At 70.5% G+C, this 22,605-nt stretch carries 12 protein-coding genes; 8 read left to right on the forward strand and 4 right to left on the reverse strand.

The window, feature by feature from the left end; genetic code table 11:
* Positions 1 to 137: 137 nt before the first annotated feature.
* A complete protein-coding gene (locus AC6JBM_RS04000) occupies positions 138 to 806 on the forward strand; it encodes a VOC family protein (protein ID WP_497982262.1) in 669 nt (222 codons plus the stop codon).
* Positions 807 to 837: 31 nt separating this feature from the next.
* Here AC6JBM_RS04000 and AC6JBM_RS04005 read toward each other — a convergent pair whose 3' ends face one another.
* On the reverse strand, positions 838 to 1,878 hold the full coding sequence (locus AC6JBM_RS04005) for a LacI family DNA-binding transcriptional regulator (RefSeq protein ID WP_497982263.1): 1,041 nt from the start codon (positions 1,876 to 1,878) through the stop codon (positions 838 to 840).
* 265 nt (positions 1,879 to 2,143) lie between these two features.
* On the opposite strand from AC6JBM_RS04005, the gene AC6JBM_RS04010 reads away from it, so the two are divergent.
* The 4 genes from AC6JBM_RS04010 to AC6JBM_RS04025 all read left to right on the forward strand — a co-directional run bounded on the left by AC6JBM_RS04010 (position 2,144) and on the right by AC6JBM_RS04025 (position 7,977).
* Entirely contained in the window at positions 2,144 to 4,789 is a 2,646-nt protein-coding gene (locus tag AC6JBM_RS04010) for a family 78 glycoside hydrolase catalytic domain (RefSeq protein ID WP_497982264.1), read from the forward strand.
* A 51-nt stretch (positions 4,790 to 4,840) separates the two neighbouring features.
* On the forward strand, positions 4,841 to 6,163 hold the full coding sequence (locus AC6JBM_RS04015; protein ID WP_497982265.1) for an ABC transporter substrate-binding protein: 1,323 nt from the start codon (positions 4,841 to 4,843) through the stop codon (positions 6,161 to 6,163).
* 69 nt (positions 6,164 to 6,232) lie between these two features.
* The gene (locus tag AC6JBM_RS04020) at positions 6,233 to 7,162 is read left to right on the forward strand and encodes a carbohydrate ABC transporter permease (RefSeq protein ID WP_497982266.1); all 930 of its coding nucleotides are present in this window, start codon (positions 6,233 to 6,235) and stop codon (positions 7,160 to 7,162) included.
* On the forward strand, positions 7,159 to 7,977 hold the full coding sequence (locus tag AC6JBM_RS04025) for a carbohydrate ABC transporter permease (RefSeq protein WP_497982267.1): 819 nt from the start codon (positions 7,159 to 7,161) through the stop codon (positions 7,975 to 7,977). The genes AC6JBM_RS04020 and AC6JBM_RS04025 overlap by 4 nt, the downstream gene beginning before the upstream one ends.
* Positions 7,978 to 8,068: 91 nt before the next feature.
* On the opposite strand, the gene AC6JBM_RS04030 is transcribed toward AC6JBM_RS04025, so the two are convergent.
* Both AC6JBM_RS04030 and AC6JBM_RS04035 read right to left on the reverse strand, forming a co-directional pair.
* Positions 8,069 to 8,422, reverse strand: coding sequence for a hypothetical protein (locus tag AC6JBM_RS04030; protein WP_497982268.1), 354 nt, complete (start codon positions 8,420 to 8,422; stop codon positions 8,069 to 8,071).
* Positions 8,332 to 11,541: a hypothetical protein gene (locus AC6JBM_RS04035; RefSeq protein WP_497986771.1), complete on the reverse strand. Its 3,210-nt coding sequence runs from the start codon at positions 11,539 to 11,541 to the stop codon at positions 8,332 to 8,334. The genes AC6JBM_RS04030 and AC6JBM_RS04035 overlap by 91 nt, the downstream gene beginning before the upstream one ends.
* A gap of 320 nt (positions 11,542 to 11,861) precedes the next feature.
* Here AC6JBM_RS04035 and AC6JBM_RS04040 point away from each other — a divergent pair, with 320 nt between their 5' ends.
* Positions 11,862 to 12,053, forward strand: coding sequence for a hypothetical protein (locus AC6JBM_RS04040; RefSeq protein ID WP_497982269.1), 192 nt, complete (start codon positions 11,862 to 11,864; stop codon positions 12,051 to 12,053).
* A 64-nt stretch (positions 12,054 to 12,117) separates the two neighbouring features.
* On the forward strand, positions 12,118 to 13,743 hold the full coding sequence (gene qcrB, locus AC6JBM_RS04045) for a cytochrome bc1 complex cytochrome b subunit (protein WP_497982270.1): 1,626 nt from the start codon (positions 12,118 to 12,120) through the stop codon (positions 13,741 to 13,743).
* Positions 13,744 to 13,772: 29 nt separating this feature from the next.
* Here the strand turns inward: qcrB and AC6JBM_RS04050 are convergent, their stop codons facing one another.
* Positions 13,773 to 14,906 (reverse strand): alpha/beta hydrolase family protein, encoded by a 1,134-nt coding sequence (locus AC6JBM_RS04050; protein WP_497982271.1) that lies wholly within the window; start codon positions 14,904 to 14,906, stop codon positions 13,773 to 13,775.
* A gap of 839 nt (positions 14,907 to 15,745) precedes the next feature.
* On the opposite strand from AC6JBM_RS04050, the gene AC6JBM_RS04055 reads away from it, so the two are divergent.
* Complete coding sequence (locus AC6JBM_RS04055; RefSeq protein WP_497982272.1) at positions 15,746 to 22,516, forward strand: NIDO-like domain-containing protein; 6,771 nt, start codon at positions 15,746 to 15,748, stop codon at positions 22,514 to 22,516.
* Positions 22,517 to 22,605 lie beyond the last annotated feature (89 nt).

Genomic DNA, 22,605 nt, shown 5'->3' on the forward strand with positions numbered 1-22,605 from the left:
GGCCGCGTGAGCGGGGCGTGTCGCAGCATGCGCCAGCGGCGGCACGGTATCGTTGCCGGCCGACAAATACATATCGGTTGGATCACGGCGGCCGGACGGCTCGGCGGTTGCCGGCGGCGGGCTGTACAGTCTCGGCCGTGCTGCCAACGGTTGAGGCGTCGGTGCCGGTGCTGTACGTCGCCGACATCGAGCGATCCCAGGCGTTCTATACGTCGCTGGGCTGGTCCGTCCTGCGCTCCGGCGCAGACGCGGCCGCCAGCTGGCGCCACATGCGCAGCGGCGAGCTCGCCATCCTCCTGGCCGCCGTCCAGCCGCGGCTGATCACCGTCGAGCTGCCGCTGCTGGTGTACTTCTACGTCGACAACCTCGAGAGGACCCTCCAGAGCCTCGCCGACGCCGGCCATCCGGCCGAGCGCATCGGCTACCCGGACCACGCTCCCGGCGGCGAGGCCCGCGTGCAGGATCCGGACGGCAACGTCGTGCTCCTCGGCCAGCGCACCGCCGTTCCTGAGGCCGATCGCCAGGCGGCCACCGGCGCCGAGGCCAAGTTCGGGCTCATCCAGCGCGCGGCGGAGGCCGTCAGCCAGCGCGGGGGTGCCCCGGAGCGCTGCCAGGTCGGCCAGGCCGGTGGGGCCCCGTGCGGTGCCGCCGCCCAGGTCAAACTCACCGATTCCTGGGGCGACTCGGTCTGGGGCTGCACCGAGCACGGCGAAGAGGTGCTCTTCAGCGTCCGGGGCGCGTTCATCGCCATCGAGGACGGCGACGGGCTGGGTCAGTTCCTGCGCAACCGGTCCGCCCGCCGCTGACCGGCCGCACCGTGGCCCGCCCGGCGCCCGGCTACGCGCGCGGGGCGGCGGTGCTGCGACGGGCGACGAGGGTGGGGGAGAAGGACAGCAGGACGGCGCGGTCGCGCTTGCGTTCGATGCGTTCGAGCAGCAGGCGGGCCGCGTTGTCGCCCATGAGGTGGCCGTCCTGGTCGATGCTCGTCAGCGAGATGGGGCCCATCGCGGCCACGGTGGTGTTGTCGTAGCCGGCGACCGAGAGGTCCTCGGGGATGCGCAGGCCGGCCTCGTGCACGGCGTTGAGGACGCCGATGGCGGCGACGTCGGCGCCGGCGAAGATTGCGGTGGGGCGGACCGGGCGGGCGAGCAGCTCGACGGCGGCGGTGTAGCCGCCGGCCTCGCTGTAGGTGGAGGCGACGATGTCGATCTCGGCCTCCAGGCCGCGGCGCCGCATCGCCTGGCGGTAGCCCTCGGCGCGGACCGTCTGCGGCATGGTGGTCGGGATGCCGCGGGCCGTGTCGCGGTGTTCGATGTGGGCGATGCGCCGGTGGCCGAGGTCGGCGAGGTGGTCCACGACAAGCCCGGCGCCGACCAGGTCGTCATCGACCACGCCGTCGTAGTCGGCCGACTTGCCGTGCCTGCCGATGACGACGACCGGCACGGTGCGCGCGGTCTGCTCCAGGCGGCTGCGGGGCAGCACCGGGGCGATCATGATGAGGCCGTCGACCCGCCGGTCGATGAGTGCGTCGATGATGCGCGACTGCGACTCGGCGGTGCTGCCGCCCGGGCCGAGCACGGCCTGGTAGTCGGTGCTGTCGAGGTGGCCGGCCACACCCTCGACGAGCTCGGGGAAGAACGGGTTGCGCAGGTCGGGGATCACGACACCGATGGTGTACGTCTGGCCGCGCATGCCGCGGGCGGCCGCGTGCGGCCGGTAGTCGAGTTCGGCCATGGCGGCGCGGACGCGTTCCTGCATGGCCGGGCTGACGCCGTAGGCGTTGCGCAGCACCTTCGACACGGCCGCCGTCGAGACGTTCGCCCGCTTGGCGACGTCGGTGATGGTGGCGCGTCGGGGCAGCGGCTCCGCGGCAGCCATCCAGTGCCTCCCTTGTAGAACGTATTACAGCAAGCGAAGTGTAGCGAGCTGACGGATCGGATCGTTCCTCGCGGCACGCGGTGAAAACTGATCTACGGATAGGAGCTGAACGTCGGCCTTGACAGCCTCTGTGACCGCCACAACAATGGAGAACGCTCTACGAAACATGGCTGCAACTCTGCATGCCCGGGCCGCACACACCCCCTCGTCGCGCCCGGCGCCGACAGTCGCGTCGTTCCACTTTTGAATCGTTTCAGGAGTTCACGTGTCCCTGCGTGTCGCCGGTCTGCGGGCCGACCATCACCGCGAGCCCCTCGGCATCGGCACGAGGACGCCCCGGCTGTCCTGGCGGGTGGAGCACGGCGGCGAGGACTGGAGCCAGGCCGCGTACGAGATCGCCGTGCGCGGCCTGGACGACGCCGAGGCCGGGTTCACCTCTGGGCGGGTCGCCTCGGCCGAGCAGGTTCTGGTGGCGTGGCCCGCCGCCGCGCTGGCGTCCCGGGAGCGGCGGTCCGTCCGCGTTCGCGTGTGGGGTGCCGGCGCGGACGAGCCGTCGCCGTGGAGCGATGCGCTGGTCGTGGAGGCGGGTCTGCTGGACCCGGCGGACTGGACGGCCGCGATGATCGCCGCGCGGCTGCCGCTGCCGGCGGACGCCGACGGGCCTGCCGTCCTGCTGCGCCGGGACTTCCGCCTCCCGGCGCGGGTCGTGTCCGCCCGGCTCTACGTGACCGCGCACGGCGTCTACGAGATCGAGCTCAACGGCCGGGCCGTCGGCGACCATGTGCTCGCGCCGGGGTGGACCAGCTACCGGCACCGGCTCCGGTACCAGACGTTCGACGTCACCGGTCACCTCACCGAAGGCGCGAACGTGATCGGCGCGTGGCTCGCCGACGGCTGGTACCGGGGGCGCCTGGGCTTCCGGGGCGGTCGCCGCGCGGTCTACGGCGACCGCACGGGCCTGCTCGCCCAGCTGGAGGTGTGCTGCGCGGACGGATCCCGGCACGTGATCGGTTCGGACGGGCGATGGCGGTCGGCGCCCGGGCCGATCACCGCGACCGGCCTCTACGACGGTGAGCGCTACGACGCCCGCCTCGAACAGCGAGGCTGGTCGGCTCCCGGGTTCGACGACGCCGCCTGGTCGCCGGTGGAGGAGCTGCCGTTCGACGCCGCCCGCCTCGTCGCCCCGGACGGCCCCCCGGTCCGCCGGACGCAGACCCTGAACCCGGCCACGGTGACGGTGACGCGCGACGGGCGCGCGATCCTCGACTTCGGGCAGAACATCACCGGCCGGCTTCGGATCCGGGTGCGCGGCAACGCCGGCGACGTCGTCGTGCTGCGCCACGCCGAGGTACTGCAGGACGGCGAGCTCTATCTCAGGCCGTTGCGCGAGGCGGCCGCCCGCGACGAGTACGTCCTGCGCGGCGGCGGGACGGAGGAGTGGGAGCCGCGGTTCACCGTGCACGGGTTCCGGTACGCGGAGGTGAGCGGCTGGCCCGGCGAGCTCGGCGTCATGGACGTGCGGGCCGTCGTCTGCCACACCGACATGGCCCGCACCGGCTGGTTCACGTGCTCCGATCCGCTGCTCAACCGTCTGCACGACAACGTGGTGTGGAGCATGCGCGGCAACTTCCTCGACGTGCCGACCGACTGCCCGCAGCGCGACGAGCGGCTCGGCTGGACCGGCGACCTGGCGGTGTTCGCGCCCACCGCGTCGTTCCTCTACGACTGCGCCGGGCTGCTGACGTCGTGGCTGGCCGACCTCGCGGCGGAGCAGGCCGAGCTCGGCACCGTGCCGTTCTACGTCCCGTGGCTGGAGCTGCTCGGGCCGCCGATGCCGGCCGCGGTGTGGGGCGATGTCGCCGTCGTCGCGCCGCACGTGCTGCACGAGCGCTTCGGCGACGCGGGGGTGCTGCGGACGCAGTACGACAGCATGCGGGCCTGGGTCGATCAGGTCGCCGAGCTGTCCGGCGAGCACCGCCGCTGGGACTCCGGCTTCCAGTTCGGCGACTGGCTCGACCCGGCCGCCCCGCCCGAGAGCCCGGCGGCGGCGCGCACCGACCCGCACCTCGTGGCCACGGCCGCCCACGCGCACAGCGCGCGCCGGCTGGCCGAGATCGCCGGGGTCCTCGGCGAACGAGCCGACCAGGCGCGGTACACGGCGCACGCCAACGCCGTCACGGAGGCGTTCCACGACGAGTACGTGACGCCGAGCGGGCGGCTGGCCAGCGACGCGCAGACCGCGTACGCGATGGCGCTGACCGCGGGAATGCTGGCCAAGGACGAGCAGCGGGAACGGGCCGGGCGCCGGCTCGTCGAGCTGGTCGAGGCGGAGGGCCACCACGTCGGCACCGGGTTCGCCGGCACGCCACTGATCTGCGACGCGCTCACCGGCGTGGGCGCCGAGGACTCCGCGTACCACCTGCTGCTGCAGCGGGAGTGCCCGTCGTGGCTGTACCCGATCACGATGGGCGCGACCACGATGTGGGAGCGCTGGGACAGCATGCTGCCCGACGGCACCGTCAACCCGGGCGACATGACCTCGTTCAACCACTACGCCTTCGGCGCCGTCGCCGACTGGCTGCACCGCACCGTCGCCGGGCTGGCGCCGGCCGCGCCCGGGTACCGCCGCGTCGCCGTCCGGCCCCGCCCCGGCGGCGGCCTCGCCCATGCCGAGGCCACGCACGACAGCCCGTACGGGCCGATCAGGGTCGCCTGGCGACGGGCCGGCGGCATCCTCACAGCCGACATCACCCTGCCGCCCGGCGTCACGGCGGTTGTCGAGCTACCCGCCGGGGACCCGGTCGAGGTCGGGTCCGGCGCGCACACCTTCAGCTGCTCGTTCCGTGACGCCGGGGACGATCCGTCTCCCGTCCCCGTCGTCCACCCGTTCGCGCAGGACGCGAACGGCTGACACCCCCACCGCACACACCCCCCCATCGCGTTGAAAACGGAGGACCCGAACATGAGAAGAGTCTTGCCGCGCCGGCGCATCGGCGCGCTGGCGGCATTCGCGGTCGGCGCCCTGGTGCTCAGCGGCTGCAGCGCGGGCGATCTCGGCTCGAGCGACAGCGGCTCCGGTAGCACCATCTCGTTCCTCGCCGACAACTCGGACTCCTCGCTCAAGACCGCCCAGGGCCTGGCCGACGCCTTCAACGCCAAGAACACCGGCGTGACCGTGAAGGTCGAGACCCGCCCGCAGGGCACCGAGGGCGACAACATCGTCAAGACCCGGCTGTCCACCGGGGACATGAGCGACGTCTTCATGTACAACTCCGGCTCCCTGTTCGCCGCGATCAAGCCCGAGCAGAACCTGGTACCGCTGGACGACCAGCCCTACGTCGGCGACCTCGACAAGACGTTCACGTCGACGGTCTCGGCCGGCGGCAAGCTCTACGGCGTGCCGTTCGGCGGGGCGACCGGCGGCGGCATCCTCTACAACAAGGCCGTGTACGCCAAGCTCGGCCTCCAGGTGCCCAAGACCTGGGCCGATTTCGAGGCCAACAACGCCAAGATCAAGGCGGCCGGAATCGCCCCGGTGATCCAGACCTACCAGGACACCTGGACGTCGCAGCTGATCGTGCTGGCCGACTTCCACAACGTGGCCGCGGCCCAGCCGGACTTCGCCGAGCAGTACACCGCCGGCAAGGCCAAGTACGCGAGCACCCCGGCCGCGCTGCGCAGCTTCCAGCGCCTGCAGGAGGTGCACGACCAGGGGTACCTCACCTCGGATTTCGCCTCCACGAAGCTCGAGGCCGGCATCAAGCACCTCGCCGACGGCACCGGCGCGCATTACCCGATGCTCACGTTCGCCGTCGCCACCCTCGTGTCGCAGTCGCCGGACAAGGTGAACGACGTCGGCTTCTTCGCGCTGCCCGGCGACGACGCGGCCAAGAACGGCCTGACGGTGTGGGAACCCGCCGGGGTGTACGTCCCGAAGACCACGACCGGCGCGAAGCTCGACGCCGCCCGCAAGTTCCTGCAGTTCGTCGCCAGCAAAGACGGCTGCGACGCGATCGCGAAGGCCAGCACCCCCAACGGGCCGTTCCTCGTCAAGGGCTGCGCCCTGGCACCGGACGTGGCCGCGCCGATCAAGGACATGCAGCCGTACTTCGACAGCGGCGCCAACAGCCCGGCGCTGGAGTTCCTCTCGCCGGTGAAGGGCCCGTCGCTGGAGCAGATCACCGTCGAGGTCGGCTCGGGCATCCGCAAGGCCGACGCCGCCGCGGCCCTCTACGACCAGGACGTCAAGAAGCAGGCCCAGCAGCTCGGCCTGCCCGGCTGGTAGGAACGACCCCTGCCCGTGGTCCCGCGCACCGCGGGGCCACGGGTGCGGGCGGAGGAGGCCCCGGCGATCATGACTACCACCACGCGACCGCACCCCGCCGAAGCGGGGGAGCACACCGGCGCCGAGCCGCGCCGCCGTACGACGGTCAAGAGCCCGTACCCGTACTGGTTCTACCTGCCGGCCGCGCTCGTCTACGGCACGCTGTTCCTGGTGCCGACGTTCGCGTCGTTCTACTTCAGCCTCACGCGCTGGACCCTGTTCGACCACGAGTTCATCGGCCTCGACAACTTCCGCCAGTTCTTCGACGAGCCCGCGCTCGTCAAGGGCTTCACCAACACCATCGTCTACGCCGTCGTGACCTCCGGGCTCAAGGTCGTCCTCGGGCTGCTGCTCGCCGTGCTGCTGACCTCGCGGATCCCGGCCCGCGGCTACCTGCGCTCGGTCGTGTTCTTTCCGGTGCTGGTCAGCACGATCGGCGTCGGCATCACGTTCACGGTCCTCATGAACCCCGAGCACGGGCTCATCAACCAGTCCCTCGGCGCGCTCGGCATCGACGGCCCGGGCTGGCTCACCGACCCGAAGTGGGCCCTGCTGTCGGTGGCCCTGGTCGACGTGTGGAAAGGCGTCGGCCTCGCCACGCTCATCTACATCGCCGGCATCGTGTCGATTCCGCAGGAGTACTTCGAGGCCGCCTCCGTCGACGGGGCGAGCGCGTTCGGCCGGTTCCGCCACATCGTGCTGCCCCTGGCCCGCCCGGCCACGGTCACCGTGATCATCCTGTCGCTGATCGGCGGGCTGCGCTCGTTCGACCTCATCTGGGCGATGACCCGCGGCGGGCCCGGCTTCACGTCCGACGTCATCGCATCGGTGATCTACAAGCAGTACCAGGCCGGCTTCTACGGTCTGTCCACCGCGGGCAACGTCGTGCTGTTCCTCGTCGTCACCGCCGTCATCGTGCCGCTCTTCTGGTTCCTCAACCGCAAGGAGGTCGAGCAGTGAGACGCCACCTCACCGGGCTCGCCGCCATCCTCGTCTCCGGCGTGGTGTTCGTCGTCCCGTTCGCCTTCATCGCCGTCAACGCGCTGAAGGACCGGCAGCAGTCGGCGCTGCCGGACTTCTCCTGGCCGTCGCACTTCCGCCTCGTCGACAACTTCGTCGAGGTCGTCAAGGCGCGCGACTACATGCTCATCATCGCCTTCATCAACAGCACCATTCTCACCGTCGCCAGCGTCACCGGCATGGTCGTGCTCGCCGCCATGGTCGCCTTCGTGCTGCAACGCCGGGCCGGCCGGTGGACCGGCGTCATCAACTTCCTGGTGCTGTCCGGCCTCATCATCCCGCCCGCCGTCGTGCCCACCATCTGGGTCCTGCAACACCTCGGCCTGTTCAAGACCATGCCCGGGCTCATCCTCATCGAGATCGCCTTCGGCCTGTCCTTCAGCATCCTGCTGTTCCGGGCCTTCATCTCCAGCATTCCGCGCGAGCTCGACGAGGCCGCCGTCCTCGACGGCGCCGGCCCGCTGCGGTTGTTCTTCCGGGTCGTCCTGCCGCTGCTGCGCCCGGTCGCCATCACCGTTGTCGTCGTGCAGTCGGTGGCGGTGTTCAACGACTTCACCAACCCGCTGTACTTCCTGCCCGGCGACCAGAACGCCACCGTCCAGCTCACGCTCTACAACTTCTCCAGCCAGTTCACCACCCAGTACAACCTGCTGTTCATGGACGTCCTGCTCATCACCGTCCCGCCGCTGCTGATGTTCATGTTCTTCAACCGCCAGATCGTCGCCGGTATGACCTCGGGCGCGATCAAGGGTTGAACCGTGCCGGATGAGGCTGCCGGCAACGGGCGTCGCCGATGACGGCCCCGGCCCGCGAGTGTGCGGAACCGGGGCCGTCGACGGCGTCCCGTCAGCCCTGGCCGTTGCCCCAGAACGTCCGGGCCAGGAAGTCGGCCTCCTGCCACCAGCCCTCGGAGTTGGGGTGCGCGGCCTCGTTGCTGTAGTTGTCGGGGAACAGCGCCCGGATCCACGGCGACGGCACGGCGCACATGCCATGGCCGGCGAACAGCGGCCGCACGTCGACGTAGCGAATCCGCCCGTACCGGTTCCCGGCGGCGGTGACCGCGTCCTGGATCACGCCGTTCAACCGGTCGCCGAGCCGGTTCATCATGTTCATCTCGGCGCCGGTGAGGTTCCACGACGTGGTCGGCGGGAAGTGCAGCAGGGCGCAGTTGGCCGGCCCGTGCGGTACAGCGACTGCCACGGCTCCATCTCGCTCTGCCGCCAGCTGCCGGGCCGGCCGCTGATCGTCAGATTGCCGTACGGGATCGGGGCGATCGGCCCGAGATCGGCGATGACGTTGCGGGCCAGCGCGCCCGAGCAGGCGATGACGTCGACCCGTGCCTTGCCGTCCGTGGCGAGCTGCGACAGCGCAACGGCGCTCGGGTACGGGCTCTGCGAGTAGTCCCTGTCGAACGGATCCGTCAGTCGCATCGCATAGCTGCCCCTGGACCGGTGACAGCCGGAACCGTCGCCGCCGAAGTAGTTCTCCCCGCCTTCGCCCGATGAGTACGAGTCGCCGAGCGCGACGTAGTGCTTGACCCGCTGCGCGGAGGACGGCGTGATCCGCAGCTCGACCGACGGCTCGCCCACGATCTCGCCGAGCGGCCACAGGCTGGCGACCTTGTACGCGTACTGGTGCAGCAGTTCCGTCGTCTCGTCCTTGAACGTCATGGTGTCCTCGCCGTCGAACGGATCGTTCTCCAGGTCGGCGATGACCCGGTACGACGACTCGGTGAGCACGTCCCGCCGCATGATCCGGAACGCCTTCCGGTCGACGCCCTTCTGCCACTGCACCTCGACGGAGTTCTGGCCGCCGGGGCTGTGCAGTTCCACGCCGTAGACGCTCGGAGCCCCCGCGCCGACGATGCTCGCCGAGGAGCTGCCCGACGGCGCGCCCGCGGACACGTCGGTCACGCCGATGTTCACGTCTCGCAGGTAGTGACCGATCAGTCTGGACCGGCCGTCGATCTGGTACACCTGGGTACCCGGGCTGTGCAGCAGCGTCGTCGAGCCGCCGTTGGCGAAGTCGATCTCGCGGAAGTCCGGATCCAGCGTCTCGCCGGTCGCCTGGTCGAAGTACCTGGCGTTGATCAGCACCCGGCAGCGTGGGCCGCTGGCCGTGGCCCGGATGACCATCTGGCTGCTGTCGGTTGCGTTGCTGAAGGTCCCGGTGACCTTGCAGTTGCCGTGCCAGGCGGTCAGGGTCGATCCGCTGCCGACGACACCGCCGTCGTCCTCCGGCACCTGCGCCCGGAAGCTGACCTGGGTGGCGGAGGCCGGCGTGCTCGACCCGCGCTGCACCGAGCCGCACGGTTGCGGGTCGGAGGCCGGCAGCGTCGCGAAGCTGAGCAGCGCGGCGAACGCCTTGTCGAGCTCGCCCGAGGCCGGCAGCGTCGGGGTGAACCTGGTGTCGGCGCACGTGTAGATCGCGTACAGCTGGCTGGAGGACAGCCGGCGCGGCATCGCGATGTCGCCGCGCACCGCGAAGGTCACGCCGTCGGGGTACGCGCCGGTGTTGGCGCGGACAGGCCCCGGCCCGGCGGGGTCGCTCACCTTGCCGGGCACCGCGCGGCCCCGGCGGTCCGGCGCCGTCGTGCCGGCCTGCGCGACGTAGGACGCCGTCGAGAACGGCACGATCGCGTCCGGGGTGAGCACCCGCCCGTCGTTCTCGATGATGGGGGCGCCGCCGGCGTCGGTGGAGCGCACGCAGGTGGCGGCGCTGATCTGGGCCTCGGTCAGGCCGAGGTATCGCAACCAGTCCACCCGCAGCTGCGAGCCCGCACCCGGCAGCAGGGGCGTCACCCCGGCGGTCGTGCAGCGGTACGCCGACTGCAGCTGCGCCTTGGTCATCGTCCGCGGCACGGTGCCGCCCGCGGCGACGGTGTAGGTGATGCTGTCCAAGGCGAACGGCGCGAACACCAGGGAGGCTCCGCCGGGCATCGCCGCGGTGTCTATGTTGGAGACACGGACGTAGTCGAGGCACTGATGGTCGGCGTTGAGCTGCGCGATGCCCTGGATGTCGTTGACGGGCCGGTAGCTCGTGCACCCCGGCTTGGTGGCCACCGGGGTCTTGCCGGAGCTGTCGAACGAGGCGAGTACCGGCGCGCCGTCGAGCCGCACCGCGTCGCCGAGCGAACGCATGACGGCCGCCGTCGTGGTCGAGCCGACACCGGCGAGGCGGCGATCGGACGGGTTGTCCTGGCCGGTGTCGGTGCCGCCGCCGCAGGTGCCGTCCGGCATCGCGGCGAAGCCGAACGCCTCGATCGTCGCCCGCTGCTGGCAGACCAGCGACGCGCTGCCGGCGAACACCTCCCGCCACGGGCTGGTGGCGAGCTTGGCCCGCGGCACACCGACGCCGACGGTGTGGACCAGCGCGGGGCTGTAGTCCAGGTTGGGCACGATCGGCGCCGGGTCGGCCCCGTCGTCGGAGCCCATGGGCACCAGCGCCGCGGTGCCCCGCTGGTCCGTGCTCTGCCCCAGGATCTGCTTGACGTACTCGCTGATGGTGACCGGCATCAGGGTGTTGTTCGGCAGCGCCCGGAGGTCGTTGGCCGCAGCGCTCAGCGTGCGCAGGCACGGATAGTCGCCGTTGGTGATGTCCTCCTCCCAGATGCCCATCTTGTTCAGCCAGTACCCGCGCAGCACGGTGTTCTTCGGCGGCAGCGCCGGGGTGACCGGGATCCCGGCGATCGTCGTGGTGAGGCAACGGTAGACGCGCTGCATCTGCACGAAGGTGAACGCCGCCGGCAGGTCCGACCCGAGCTGGACGGCCGCCGCCATGCTGCCGTACATCGGGTCGGCACTGGCAACGATCGGCGCTCCCGTGCCGCCGGTCTGCCCGGTGATGACGCCGAGGCCCGCGTTCGCGCGGGTGTCCGCCTTGCGCTCACGGACGAGCTGGCAGATGTACTGCGCGGTCGAGAACGGCACGATCGACGTGTTGTCCAGAGTCGAGGCGTCGTTGTCCCGGGCGACCGTCCCGGCGCAGGTGCAGTCGTGGTCGATCTGCGGCTCACTGATCGACAGCATCGACAGCCACAACGCACGCAGCTGCGATCCCTTCGGCGGCAGCAGCGGATGTACGGCGGTGTCCTGACACGAGTAGATCGCCCGGAGCCGCGCGGTGCTCAGCTCCCGCGGCACGCTGGTCGTGCGGGTGACGGCGTAGGTGGCCGAGTCGCGCCCGAAGGGCACGTACTGCAGGTCGTTCGTCGCCGGTGCGCCGACGCCCGGCTCGCCGGAGTACCGTACGAAGTCCAGGCAGTTGTCGGCCGCCCGCACCGACCCCTCGACGGCGTCGACCCCGGCGGTGTCGGCCACTACGATCCGAGCACCGCCTGCCCGTTGATCGCCGTCCCGCGCCGTGAGCTCCGTGCCGGAACGGGGCATGAACAGACGGCGTCCGGCGGACGGCGAAACTCCTTCGCGCTCCACGACTCGTGCGGCCAGAGCCGGGGCACCTCGGCGACCAGCGCCTGGGCGGCCGGCGTGACCGGCCAGCCGGCCGGCCGCGCGCCCCGGGCCGCCACGCCCGCGGCGGAAGGTGATGGCCTCGGCCGGGGCGATCGCGCCTCCGGAGGTGACCCAACTCCGCGGCGCGGCCCGGGCTTGGACGTCGCGGCAGCGGGTAGCTGCGCGACATGGCTGCCAACCCGTTCGAGGTGCAACGGAGCCTCGCCGAGCAGGCCCGTCAGCACGGCATCGGCGAGAAGGCCGAGGAATGCCTCCGAGAGGAGGCGGACGCCAGGCGGGCGCTCGCCGAGCCCTACGAGCTACGGGTCGATCATCCGGAGTTCGGCCGGCAGCTTGGCGTGCACTCCGGCAAGGGGTGAGTCCACCGGCCTCCGGTCGTGGCTGCGGATCACGGGCGGCCGGACCTCCTTTCTGGGAGCTGCCATGAGACGACGCAAGACCGATCTGCGGGCTCTGCCGGCCAACTCGGCGAGAGCGGTCGACGAGCGTTTCCAGGCGGCGACGCCGTTGCGTCGCCTGTTCAACAAGGTCTTCCCGGACCACTGGTCGTTCCTGCTGGGCGAGATCGCGCTCTACTCGTTCATCATGCTGCTGCTCAGCGGTACCTTCCTCGCGCTGTTCTTCGACCCGTCCATGCGCGAGACGACCTACAGCGGCAGCTATCCGCCGATGCGCGGGGTGGACATGTCGCAGGCGTACAACACGACGTTGCAGCTTTCGTTCGACATCCGCGGCGGCCTGTTCATGCGGCAGATGCACCACTGGTCGGCCCTGCTGTTCGTGGCCGCGATCGTGGTGCACATGTTCCGCGTCTTCTTCACCGGCGCGTTCCGCAAGCCGCGCGAGGCCAACTGGATCGTCGGTATCCTGCTGTTCTGGATGGCCTTCCTGGAGGGCTTCGCCGGCTACTCGCTGCCCGACGACGCGCTGTCCGGCACCGGCCTGCGCATCGCCAGCGCCATCGTGCTGTCGATCCCGATCGTCGGCACCTGGGTGACCACCTCGCTGTTCGGGGGCGAGTTCCCGGGTGAGATCATCCTTCCCCGGCTGTACATCGTGCACGTCCTGCTGGTGCCGGCCGTGCTGCTCGCGCTCATCAGTGTCCACATGGGCCTGCTGGTGAAGCAGAAGCACACGCAGTGGCCCGGCCCCGGCCGGACCAACGAGAACGTGGTCGGCGTGCGGATGTTCCCCGGCTTCGCGGTCAAGTCCGGCGGCTTCTTCATGTTCGTGTTCGCGATGATCGCGGCGCTGGCCGGCCTCGTGCAGATCAACCCGATCTGGCTGTACGGGCCGTACAAGGCCGCGGTGGTCTCGGCGGCGAGCCAGCCCGACTGGTACGTCATGTTCCTCGACGGCGCGGCCCGTCTCATGCCGGGATGGGAGATCCGGTTCACCCTGTTCGGCAACGGGTACACCCTCCCGCCGATCTTCTGGCCCACGGTCGTGCTGCCCGGCCTCATGGCGATATTGCCGATGCTCTATCCCTTCATCGAGCAGCGGCTCTCGAAGGACAGAGCCGTCCACAACCTGCTGCAGCGGCCGCGGGACAACCCGTCCCGCACCGGGCTCGGCGCGATGGCGATCACGTTCTACGCGATCCTGCTGATCTCCGGCGGCAATGACCTGCTGGCGGACAAGTTCCACATCAGCCTCAACGCGATGGTCTGGGCGGGTCGCATCGGCATCCTGACGCTCCCGGCACTGGCCTATTACGTGTCGTACCGCATCGCGCTGGGCCTGCAGCAGCACGACCGCGAGGTGCTGGCTCACGGCCTCGAGACCGGCATCATCCGCCGCCTGTCCGACGGCCGCTTCGTCGAGGTCCACCAGCCGCTCCCGTCGGACGGCGACGGACGGCGCGCCCCGCAGGAGCGTCGCCTGGAGTACTCGGGCGCGGTGGTCCCGAAGAAGATGAACCGGATCGGTGCGCTCGCCCCGACGGTGAAGGGCTTCTTCTTCCCGATCGAGAAGGCCCCCGATTCGCTGGCTCGGCGCGAGTCCGAGGAGCGCGGCGACGACGGATCTTCGACGCGCGAGCCCGAGTAGCCCGGGCGGCTGGGTACCGTGGTCGGGCGTCAGCCCATGAACCGCACCTCCGGGAAGGCCGTGCTCGGGCCCTCGAGCAGGCGCTGCCGGCGGCCGCGCAGGTGCAGATCGAAGAAGGCGAGCGGGTAGGCGCGCTGGATGCGCACCGCCCGCGCCGGGTCCAGGGTGCCGATCCAGTTTTCGAGCTCCTCGTCGCTCATGCCCATGTTCCGGGCCGCTTGCGGGATCAGCCACTGGTGGTCGCAGTACCCGGTGTGCGGCGCACCCTCGGCCTGCACATTGAGCCGCCAGCCGTGCAGCAGCGACCAGAATTCCTCGACGGGCTCTTCGGCCCGGGTGAACTGCGCGGACATGAGCATGAACGGGCGGTCGAGCTCGGCGGGCCGCGGCGCGGACTCCATCGGACCGTCGAAGCTCAGCCCGGCCCGGACGCGCCGGTCCTCGTGCATCACCAGCGCGGTGGCGGTCGCGCCCTTCGACCAGCCGAACATGCCGATGCGGCCAGGGTCGAGCGCGGCGCCGAGGCCGGGCGGTAGCGGGCGGCGCTCGGCGTCGGGGTTGCGGCCGGCGGCGAGGTCCTCGACGCGGTCGAGGACGAACCGGATGTCGTGGGCGTGGTCCCACGGGGTGACCGGCCGGTCGTCGTCGGGGACGACGAGGCGGCCGCCGGGCAGCTCGGTGTACGAGTCGTAGGCGTGGTCGACGGTGACCACGACGTAGCCGTGGCTGGCCAGCTCCTGCACCACGATGGTGGTCTCGGAGCGGTGGCCGCCGGCGCCGTGGGAGTACACGACGACGGGCGCCCGGCCGGGCAGCGCCGCGGCGCCCGCGTGGCCGGCGGTGAGCGGCCCCGCAATGTCCGGGTCGAACCCGTTGTCGGCCAGCAACGCGCGCAGCGGCGTGGCGGCCATCCACGGGGCGACCGGGTGGCGGCGCAGGTCGCCGACGGCCGGGTACCAGACGCTGGCCATGAGCTGCCGCTTGCCGTCGACGAGGTGCAGGGTCGCGGTGCCGATCGAGTGCGGGCCGGTGGGCCGGGGCAGGGTGAGCCGGGCTGGGCCGGGCGCGGCCCCCCACCCGCGGCCGGCGCCGGCCAGCGGCGCGGCGGCCGCGGCGACGAGTGCGGTGGTGAGCAGGTTCCGGCGGGTCAGGGCGATGGTCATCAGTCCTCCGGGGTGTCGGTGGTCTCGACACGCGCGATGAGTGCTTGCAGCCGGCCGGTAGATCAGCACGCCGAGGCGCCAGATCGCGCCGAAGTGGTCGAACGGGATGCCCACGTGTGTCGGCGCAGACGGCGAGGGTCGCTGCCGGCGGGGGCCGCATCGGCTGTCATGCCAATAGGTTTCCGTAGAAAACTGATTTGCGCAAGCGACAGATTTGGTGGAGAGCGAGGAGGGCCGGCCGGAGCGTCGGGGCCGATTGACCTCGAGGCCGTGGGTGCTGAACGGGAGCCCGCAGGCCGGGATCATCGCGTTCCGGCCGCCCTGATCAGCGTGATCCTCGGTTCACCCGTCGGCGCCAGCCATGTCCGGTTGCCTATTCTCGCTATTCCTCGAAACGAAATGCGTGCCTCTTTGAAAGGGCGTCCAGCATCTTGAGGGAATGCGATTCCAGGCAGGTGTTCGCTGTCAATGGCCGGTCTGGCGGCATGGGTCAGTGAACGCTCTATGTAGCTCTGGATGATCGCAACGGATCGTTCGGGTTGCTGCTGATCGGCCTGTGTGTGTCCGTCGGGATCGTATATCCCCAGCTCAAAACGTGTGAGCATGCAACCTTTCCATCATATACGATGCGGTTATTCCGGATTTGTAGGATTTTAGGAGGTATCGCGAGTTTGTGCAAAAGGCGCACCTAATCTGATTACCCAGCGTCATAGCCAAAGCTCATGGCCCCTCGCCAAGCGGGTTGACGAAAATGCTGGCGTAAGGTTCATGCATTGACGTATTTCCAAACTACTACGTAGCCTCGGCGTCACTTATCGGCCCTAACGGGGAGGTCGCCGATGCGCCATCACTTGTGGCTGCATCCAGGCAAATTGACGCAGGTCGGCAACTTTTACAGCCGCGGACGCGGCCGACTGCTCAGTCATGCGATGCCACTGGTCCTAGCCGCGTCTCTCGTCACGGCCGTCGCTGCACCGCAACCGGTGGTGGCGGCGCCGCCCGCAAAGCCGGCCTGTCCGGCGAGCCGCCCGGATCGGGTGTCGGCGTCGATGGCCGCGCGGTTGTGCGGCGCGAAGGTGGAGGTAGCCGGCGAGAAGTCGGAGACGCTGCAGCTGTGGGCGAACCCGGACGGCACGCTCACTGCTGAGCAGAGCGCCGGCCCGGTCCGGATGCCAGACGGCAAAGGCGGCTGGAAGGCCGTCGACCCGTCGTTCCAGGTGGACGCCGACGGCGGAGTCTCGGCCAAGGCGCATCCGCGTGGGTTGAGGCTTGCCGGCCAGCAGGGCGAGGGCGACCATGAGCTGGTCCGGCTCGGCGGCGGTGACGACACGGTCGCGCTGCAGTGGCATGGCCGGCTGCCGAAACCGCGGATCGAGGGCACGAAGGCGACCTATGCCGACGTGACCGACGGCGTGGACCTGGTGGTCGAGTCGACCCGTGGCGGGTACGAGCAGTACTACGTGGTGAAGACCCGTGAGGCGCTGTCCCGGTCCGGGAAGCTCAACCTGCGCTACCGGGCGCCGGGCCTCGACGCGGTGCCGGACGGCTCGGGTGGTCTGGTGTTCAAGGACCGCAAGGGCCGGGCGGCGGGCCGGATCCCGCAGCCGACCATGTGGGACGCGGCCCGCGGTGAGCACTCCCTCGACCCCCTGCACGTCGGGGCGGTCGGCCTGAAGGCAACCCAGCGGGGCCAGGACGTCGCGCTGGAGCTGACGCCGGATCCGGCGCTGATGGCGTCGAAGGATCTGACGTTCCCGATCACGATCGACCCGTCGGTGACGCTGACGTTCGACACGTTCGTGCAGACCGGCTACACCACCGACCAGTCGGGCAGCACCGAGCTCAAGCTCGGCTACTCCGACGACGGCGGCTCGTGGGTCGCGCGGTCGTTCATCAACTGGAACACCGCGTTCCTCAACGGTGCGCAGGTCAACTCCGCGACGCTGAACCTGTGGGAGACGCACTCCTGGTCGTGTTCGCCGGCGCAGTGGGACATGTGGACCACATCCCCGGCGAACACGAGCACCCGCGACAACGCGCAGCCGGTGTGGTACGCCTACAAGTCCTCGTCGACGCAGACGAAGGGCTACAGCTCGTCGTGCAACGACGGCTGGGTGTCGGCGGACGCGACCGCGCTGTTCCAGACCGCGGCCGGCAGCGGGTGGACGACCACCGGCATGGGCCTGAAGGCGGCGAACGAGACCAACCACAACGGCTGGAAGCGGTTCTCGTCCTCGCAGGGCTCCAACCCGCCGTCCGCGACGGTCACGTTCAACGCGACGCCGCAGGTGACCTCGCAGTCCACCGAACCGTCGACGGAGTGCATCTCGGGCGCGAACCGGCCGTTCGTGCGGACCACGCAGCCGAAGCTGCGGACGAAGGTGACCGACCCCGAGGGTTCGCCGGTGTCGGCGACGTTCGAGTGGTGGACCACCGGCGGTGCGATGATCGGGTCGACGACGGTCGGTCCGCAGGCTTCCGGGACGGCGTTCGAGGCGACGGTACCGTCGGGTGCGTTCGCCAACGGCGGCACGTACTCCTGGCGGGTCAAGGGCACCGACGGCGGCACGACGGGCGCGTACGGGTCGTGGTGTGAGTTCACGGTCGACACGGGTGAGCCCGGTTCGGCGCCGGGCGTGTCGTCGCCGACGTTCCCGGCGGGTGCGTGGACCGGGCAACTGACCGGCTACACCACCTCCACCACCTCGACCCCGTACGTCAACGGCACCACGACGGTGCCGCTGACCGGCGATGACGCGGTCGGGCAGATCAGCCTGCCGTTCCCGATCACCTACTACGGCCAGACGTACTCCACCGCGTGGGTCGACACGAACGGGATGCTGTCGTTCATCAACCCGAACGGGTCGCATCCGGACGACATCGTGCCGCTGCCCAACAGCGCCGACCCGAACGCGGCCGTGTACGTCTTCGCCCAGGACATGGTCGTCGACGGCAGCGCCGCGATCCGCACCGCGACGCTGGGCACGGCGCCGAACCGGCAGTTCCTGGTCGAGTGGAACAACCCGTACCAGTACGGGTTCACGTCACGGCGGCAGAACGCGGAGGTGCTGTTTTCGGAGGCGTCGGGCACGGTGACGTTCAACTACTCCGGGATCGACAACGCCTTCGAGCAGGGCTCCGGCGCGCTGGTCGGGATCGAGAACGGCGACGGGACGATCGCCACCCAGTACTCGTTCCACGCCGCTTCGGTGAACAACGACACCGCGGTCGTGTTCACCTACAACGCCGGCACCGCGCCGGTGTCGGCGGGCACGGCGGCGAACTTCACGTTCACTCCGTCCGGGGTCGCGGACGTGGCGTCCTACCAGTACGGCGTGGACACCAACCCGCCGTCCACAGTGGTCAACGCGGCCGCGCTCGGCGGCAACGCCACCGTGTCCATCACCCCCGACACCGACGGGCCGCACACGCTCTACGTGCGTTCCCAGGACCGGGCCGGGAACCAGTCACCGATCTCGTCCTACCAGTTCAACGTCGGCCACGGCGGTCTCACGGGCCCGAAGACCGGCGACATCACGGCCGGGAAGGTCGCCCTGACCACCGCGGCCAGCCCCGCCGCGACGGGTGTCACCTACCAGTGGCGCCGCGGCGACACCGACACCTGGCTGACCATCCCGCTCGGCGACGTCACCCTCGCCGCCGGCGGCACCATCACCTGGCCGCTGACGAAGACGTCCGGGGAGTTCCCGAAGGTCACCTGGTACCTCGACGCCACCGTCAACGTGGCCGAGGCCGGGCCCGACCCGCTCGACGGGCCGCTGCAGGTCCGCGCCCTGTTCACCGGCGGCGCCTCCGCACCCGTGAAGATCACCTACGACCGCAACCAGAGCGCGGCCTCGGCGGCGCAGGTGGGGCCCGGCTCAGTGAACCTGCTGACGGGCAACTACACCGTCGGCGGTGCCGACGTCTCCATCGCCTCGTACGGCTCGGATCTCACGCTCAGCCGGGCGTTCAACACCCGGCGGGCCACCGCGACCGACAAGGCGGGCATGTTCGGGCCCGGCTGGGTCTCCACCGCCTCGGTGGAGAGCGCCGACTCGAAGTACACGGACCTGACCGTGACCGGCTCGCTGGTCCAGGTCGGCCTGGCCGACGGAGATCCGCTCGGTTTCGTCCTGAAGTCCGTGTCGGGTGCGGACCGCACCTACGAGGCGGAGAACGGCTTCCGGCAGCTGCAGCTGACGTACGCCGGCGCCACCGACTCGTACACCCTGCGGGACATCGAAGGTGACGCAACGGTCTTCACCCGCATCAGCGGTGCCGCCGCCGGGGTCTACAACCCGACCGCGGTCACCACGCCGGGCTCGAACCAGACCACCAGCATCGGCTGGCAGAAGGTCACCGTGAACGGCACCGACGTCGTCCGCCCGACCCGCATGCTCGCCCCGGTCCCGGCCGGAGTGTCGTGCGCCACGCTCGTCAAAGGCTGCCGGGCCCTCGACCTGGCCTACGCCACCAGCACCACCGCGACCGGCACCGGCCAGGCCCAGTGGGGCGACTCCACGGGCCGCCTCAGCCAGGTCACGTTCACCGCGTGGGACCCCGACGCCGCACCGGCCGCGATGCGGACCATCGTCGTCGCCCGCTACACCTACGACAGCAACGGCCGGCTCCGCTCGGCCTGGGACCCGCGCCTGGACTGGACCGACGCGGGCGGAACCCACCATCTGGCCCAGACCTACGACTACGACGCCGACGGGATCATCACCACGATCACCCCGGCGGGCCAGGAGGCCTGGCAGCTGACCTACACCACCGTCCCCGGCGACGCCGGCAAGGGCCGCGTGGCACAGGTCAGCCGCTCCGCGCTCACCGCCGGCACCGCACGCCAGACCGTCGTGTACCAGGTGCCGATCTCGGGCACCGGATCGGCCTACGACCTGTCCGCGGCGCAGACCAGTCGCTGGGGTCAGACCGAACAACCGGTCGACGCCACGGCCATCTTCGACGCCGGGCAGATCCCGACCGGCAACCAGGCCACCGGCTCGCTGCCCGGCTCCTATGACCGGGCCCAGTTGGCCTACATGGACGCCAACGGCCGCTTGGTGAACACCGTCAGCCCGGGCGGCTTCACCTCGGCCAACTGGTTCGACAGCTCCGGCAACACGATCCGCGAGCTCACCGCCGGCAACCGGGCCAGGGCACTCAACGCGTCGGGCAGCGACACCGCCACCCAGGAGGCCGCGCTCGCCGGAACGTTGAGCACCCAGAGCACCTACAGTGCCGACGGGCGGCTCCTGCTCGACACGCTCGGCCCCCAGCACGACGTGATGCTGTCCAGCGGGTCGGTCGTGCGTGGACGCACCCACACGACCCGGGCCTACGACCAGGGGGCGCCGAACACCGGCGGACCGTTCGACCTGGTGACGACGGAGACCACCTCGGTTTGCCACGGCACCGGCCAGTGCACCACGGCCGAGGCGCACACGGTGACGACCGGGTATGACTGGGCGTTGAAGAGCGAGGTCATCACGACGGTCGACCCGGGCGGGCTGGCCCTGGCCACCCGCACGACCTACGACGCGACGACCGGCCAGGTCACCAGCACCACCGAACCGGCGGGCGGGGCCACCACCAACACCCCGGCGACCCGGGTGACCGTCTACTACCGGGCCGGTACCGGCTCGGGCTACACCGAGTGCGACAGCCACCCGGAGTGGGCCAACCTGCCGTGCCGGGTTCAGCCCGGCGGTCAGCCGGCGAGTGGCCCCGAACTGCCGGTCAGCGTGACGACCTACAGCATCTACAACCAGCCGCGCGTCGTCACCGAGAAGACCGGCGCCGGGGTCCAGCGGACCACGACCACGGCCTACGATGGCGCCGGGCGCAGCTCCACGATGTCCGTCACCGGCGGGGCCGGCACCGGACAGGCCGTCGCGACGACGAAGACCGTCTACGACAACGCGAGCGGCCAGGCGGTACGGACCCAGAGCCTCGACGGCTCCGGCAACGTGACCGCGCAGATCATCCGCGCCTACGACACCCTCGGCCGGCTGACGTCCTACACGGACGCCGCCGGTACGGTGTCCACCCGCGGCTACGACCTGCTCTCCCGCGTCTCGGCGTCGTCGGACGGCCAGGCGAGCCGGGCCTACGTCTACGACGGCGGCACCGAGCGCCGGAGCCTTGCGACCCAGGTCACTGACGGCCAGGCGGGCATCATCTCCGGCACCTACGACGCCGACGGCAACCTGGTCTCGGAGTCGTGGGCGAACGGCGTCGTCGTCACCACGGGGTACCGCGAGGACGGCGCGGCCAACACGATCACCTACAACCAGCCGGGTTGCGGTCAGAGCAGCTGCGTCCTGTTCACCGAGAGCTTCCAGAGCTCGGTGCACGACGAGATCCGCGACCGCACCTCATCGCAGTCCAGCCAGTCGTTCGTCTACGACAACGCCGGGCGGGTCACCACGGTCCGCGACACGGTCGCCGGGGTGTGCACCAGCCGGGTGCAGACCTACAACACCGCATCCAACCGCACCGCCGCGACGACCTATGCCGCCGCGGCCGGTGGCGCCTGCCAGACGTCGACACCGGCGTCGACGACGAACTGGACCTACGACACGGCCAGCCGGGTCAACACCACCGGATACGCCTATGACTCGCTGGGCCGGACCTCGACGGTCCCCGGTGCCGACACCACCGTCGCCGGCGGTGGCGCGACGACACTGACGTACCACGCCAACGACATGGTGCGCACGATCGCGCAGGACACCCGGACGTCGACATACACCCTCGACGTCCTGCCCAACCGGTTCGCCACCCTCGCGGACAGCGACGGCGCCAGCACGCTGACGCAGGTTCAGCACTACGGCGACGACTCGGACAGTCCGATCTGGACGGTCGCCGACGGTGCCGTCCTGCGAACGGTGAAGGGGCTCGGCCGCGTGGTCGGCATCTACACCACGGCGACCGGGATGACCTGGCAGATCGCGAACCTGCAGGGTGACCTCGTCGGCGGCGTCGCACCGACCGGGTCCGGCTTGACCTTCGCCGGCGACTTCACCGAGCAGGGCCAGCCGCACTCGCCGTCCGACACCGACCGGCCTTACGGCTGGCTGGGGGCGGACCAGCGCTGGTCCAACAATCCGGGCGGCATGGTGCTCATGGGGGCGCGCGTCTACTCCCCGGGCACCGGCCGGTTCCTGTCCACCGACCCGGTCTACGGCGGCAACGCCAACCCGTACGACTACTGCCGGGGCGACGCCGTCAACTGCAAGGACACGAACGGTCAGTCCCCATGTCGCCGCATGTGGTCGAGCAACCCCTGGTGGGGGCGCTACGCCCAGATCGGCATCCGCTGCAGCTTCAGCGACTGGGCCGTCTGGGCGGTAATTTTCGGCTTCGCCGCACTCAGCGGCGTCGCCTGGGCGGTCTCGGCGATTCTTGCGACGAGTGTCGTGGGGCTACCGGGTAGCGTGGGCTTCGGCGTAGCCGCCGCGATCTTCGCCGCGATCGCCGGCGTGGGCACATTCGTCTACTGGTACTTCTGCAGGAGGAAGGACGGGCTCGTCGTCGATGTCGCGGTGTCGATCGACAAGCGCAGACACCGGGGGCGGGTCCTGTACTGGTCCCTCCGTTGCCGGTGATGGACCGACGACGATGACGGCTTGACGACCGTCCATATGCCGGGGTGGGTGTCCGCAGGCGACTGCAGGCACCACCCCGGCGCCAGGTC

Source organism: Dactylosporangium thailandense, from assembly GCF_059739745.1.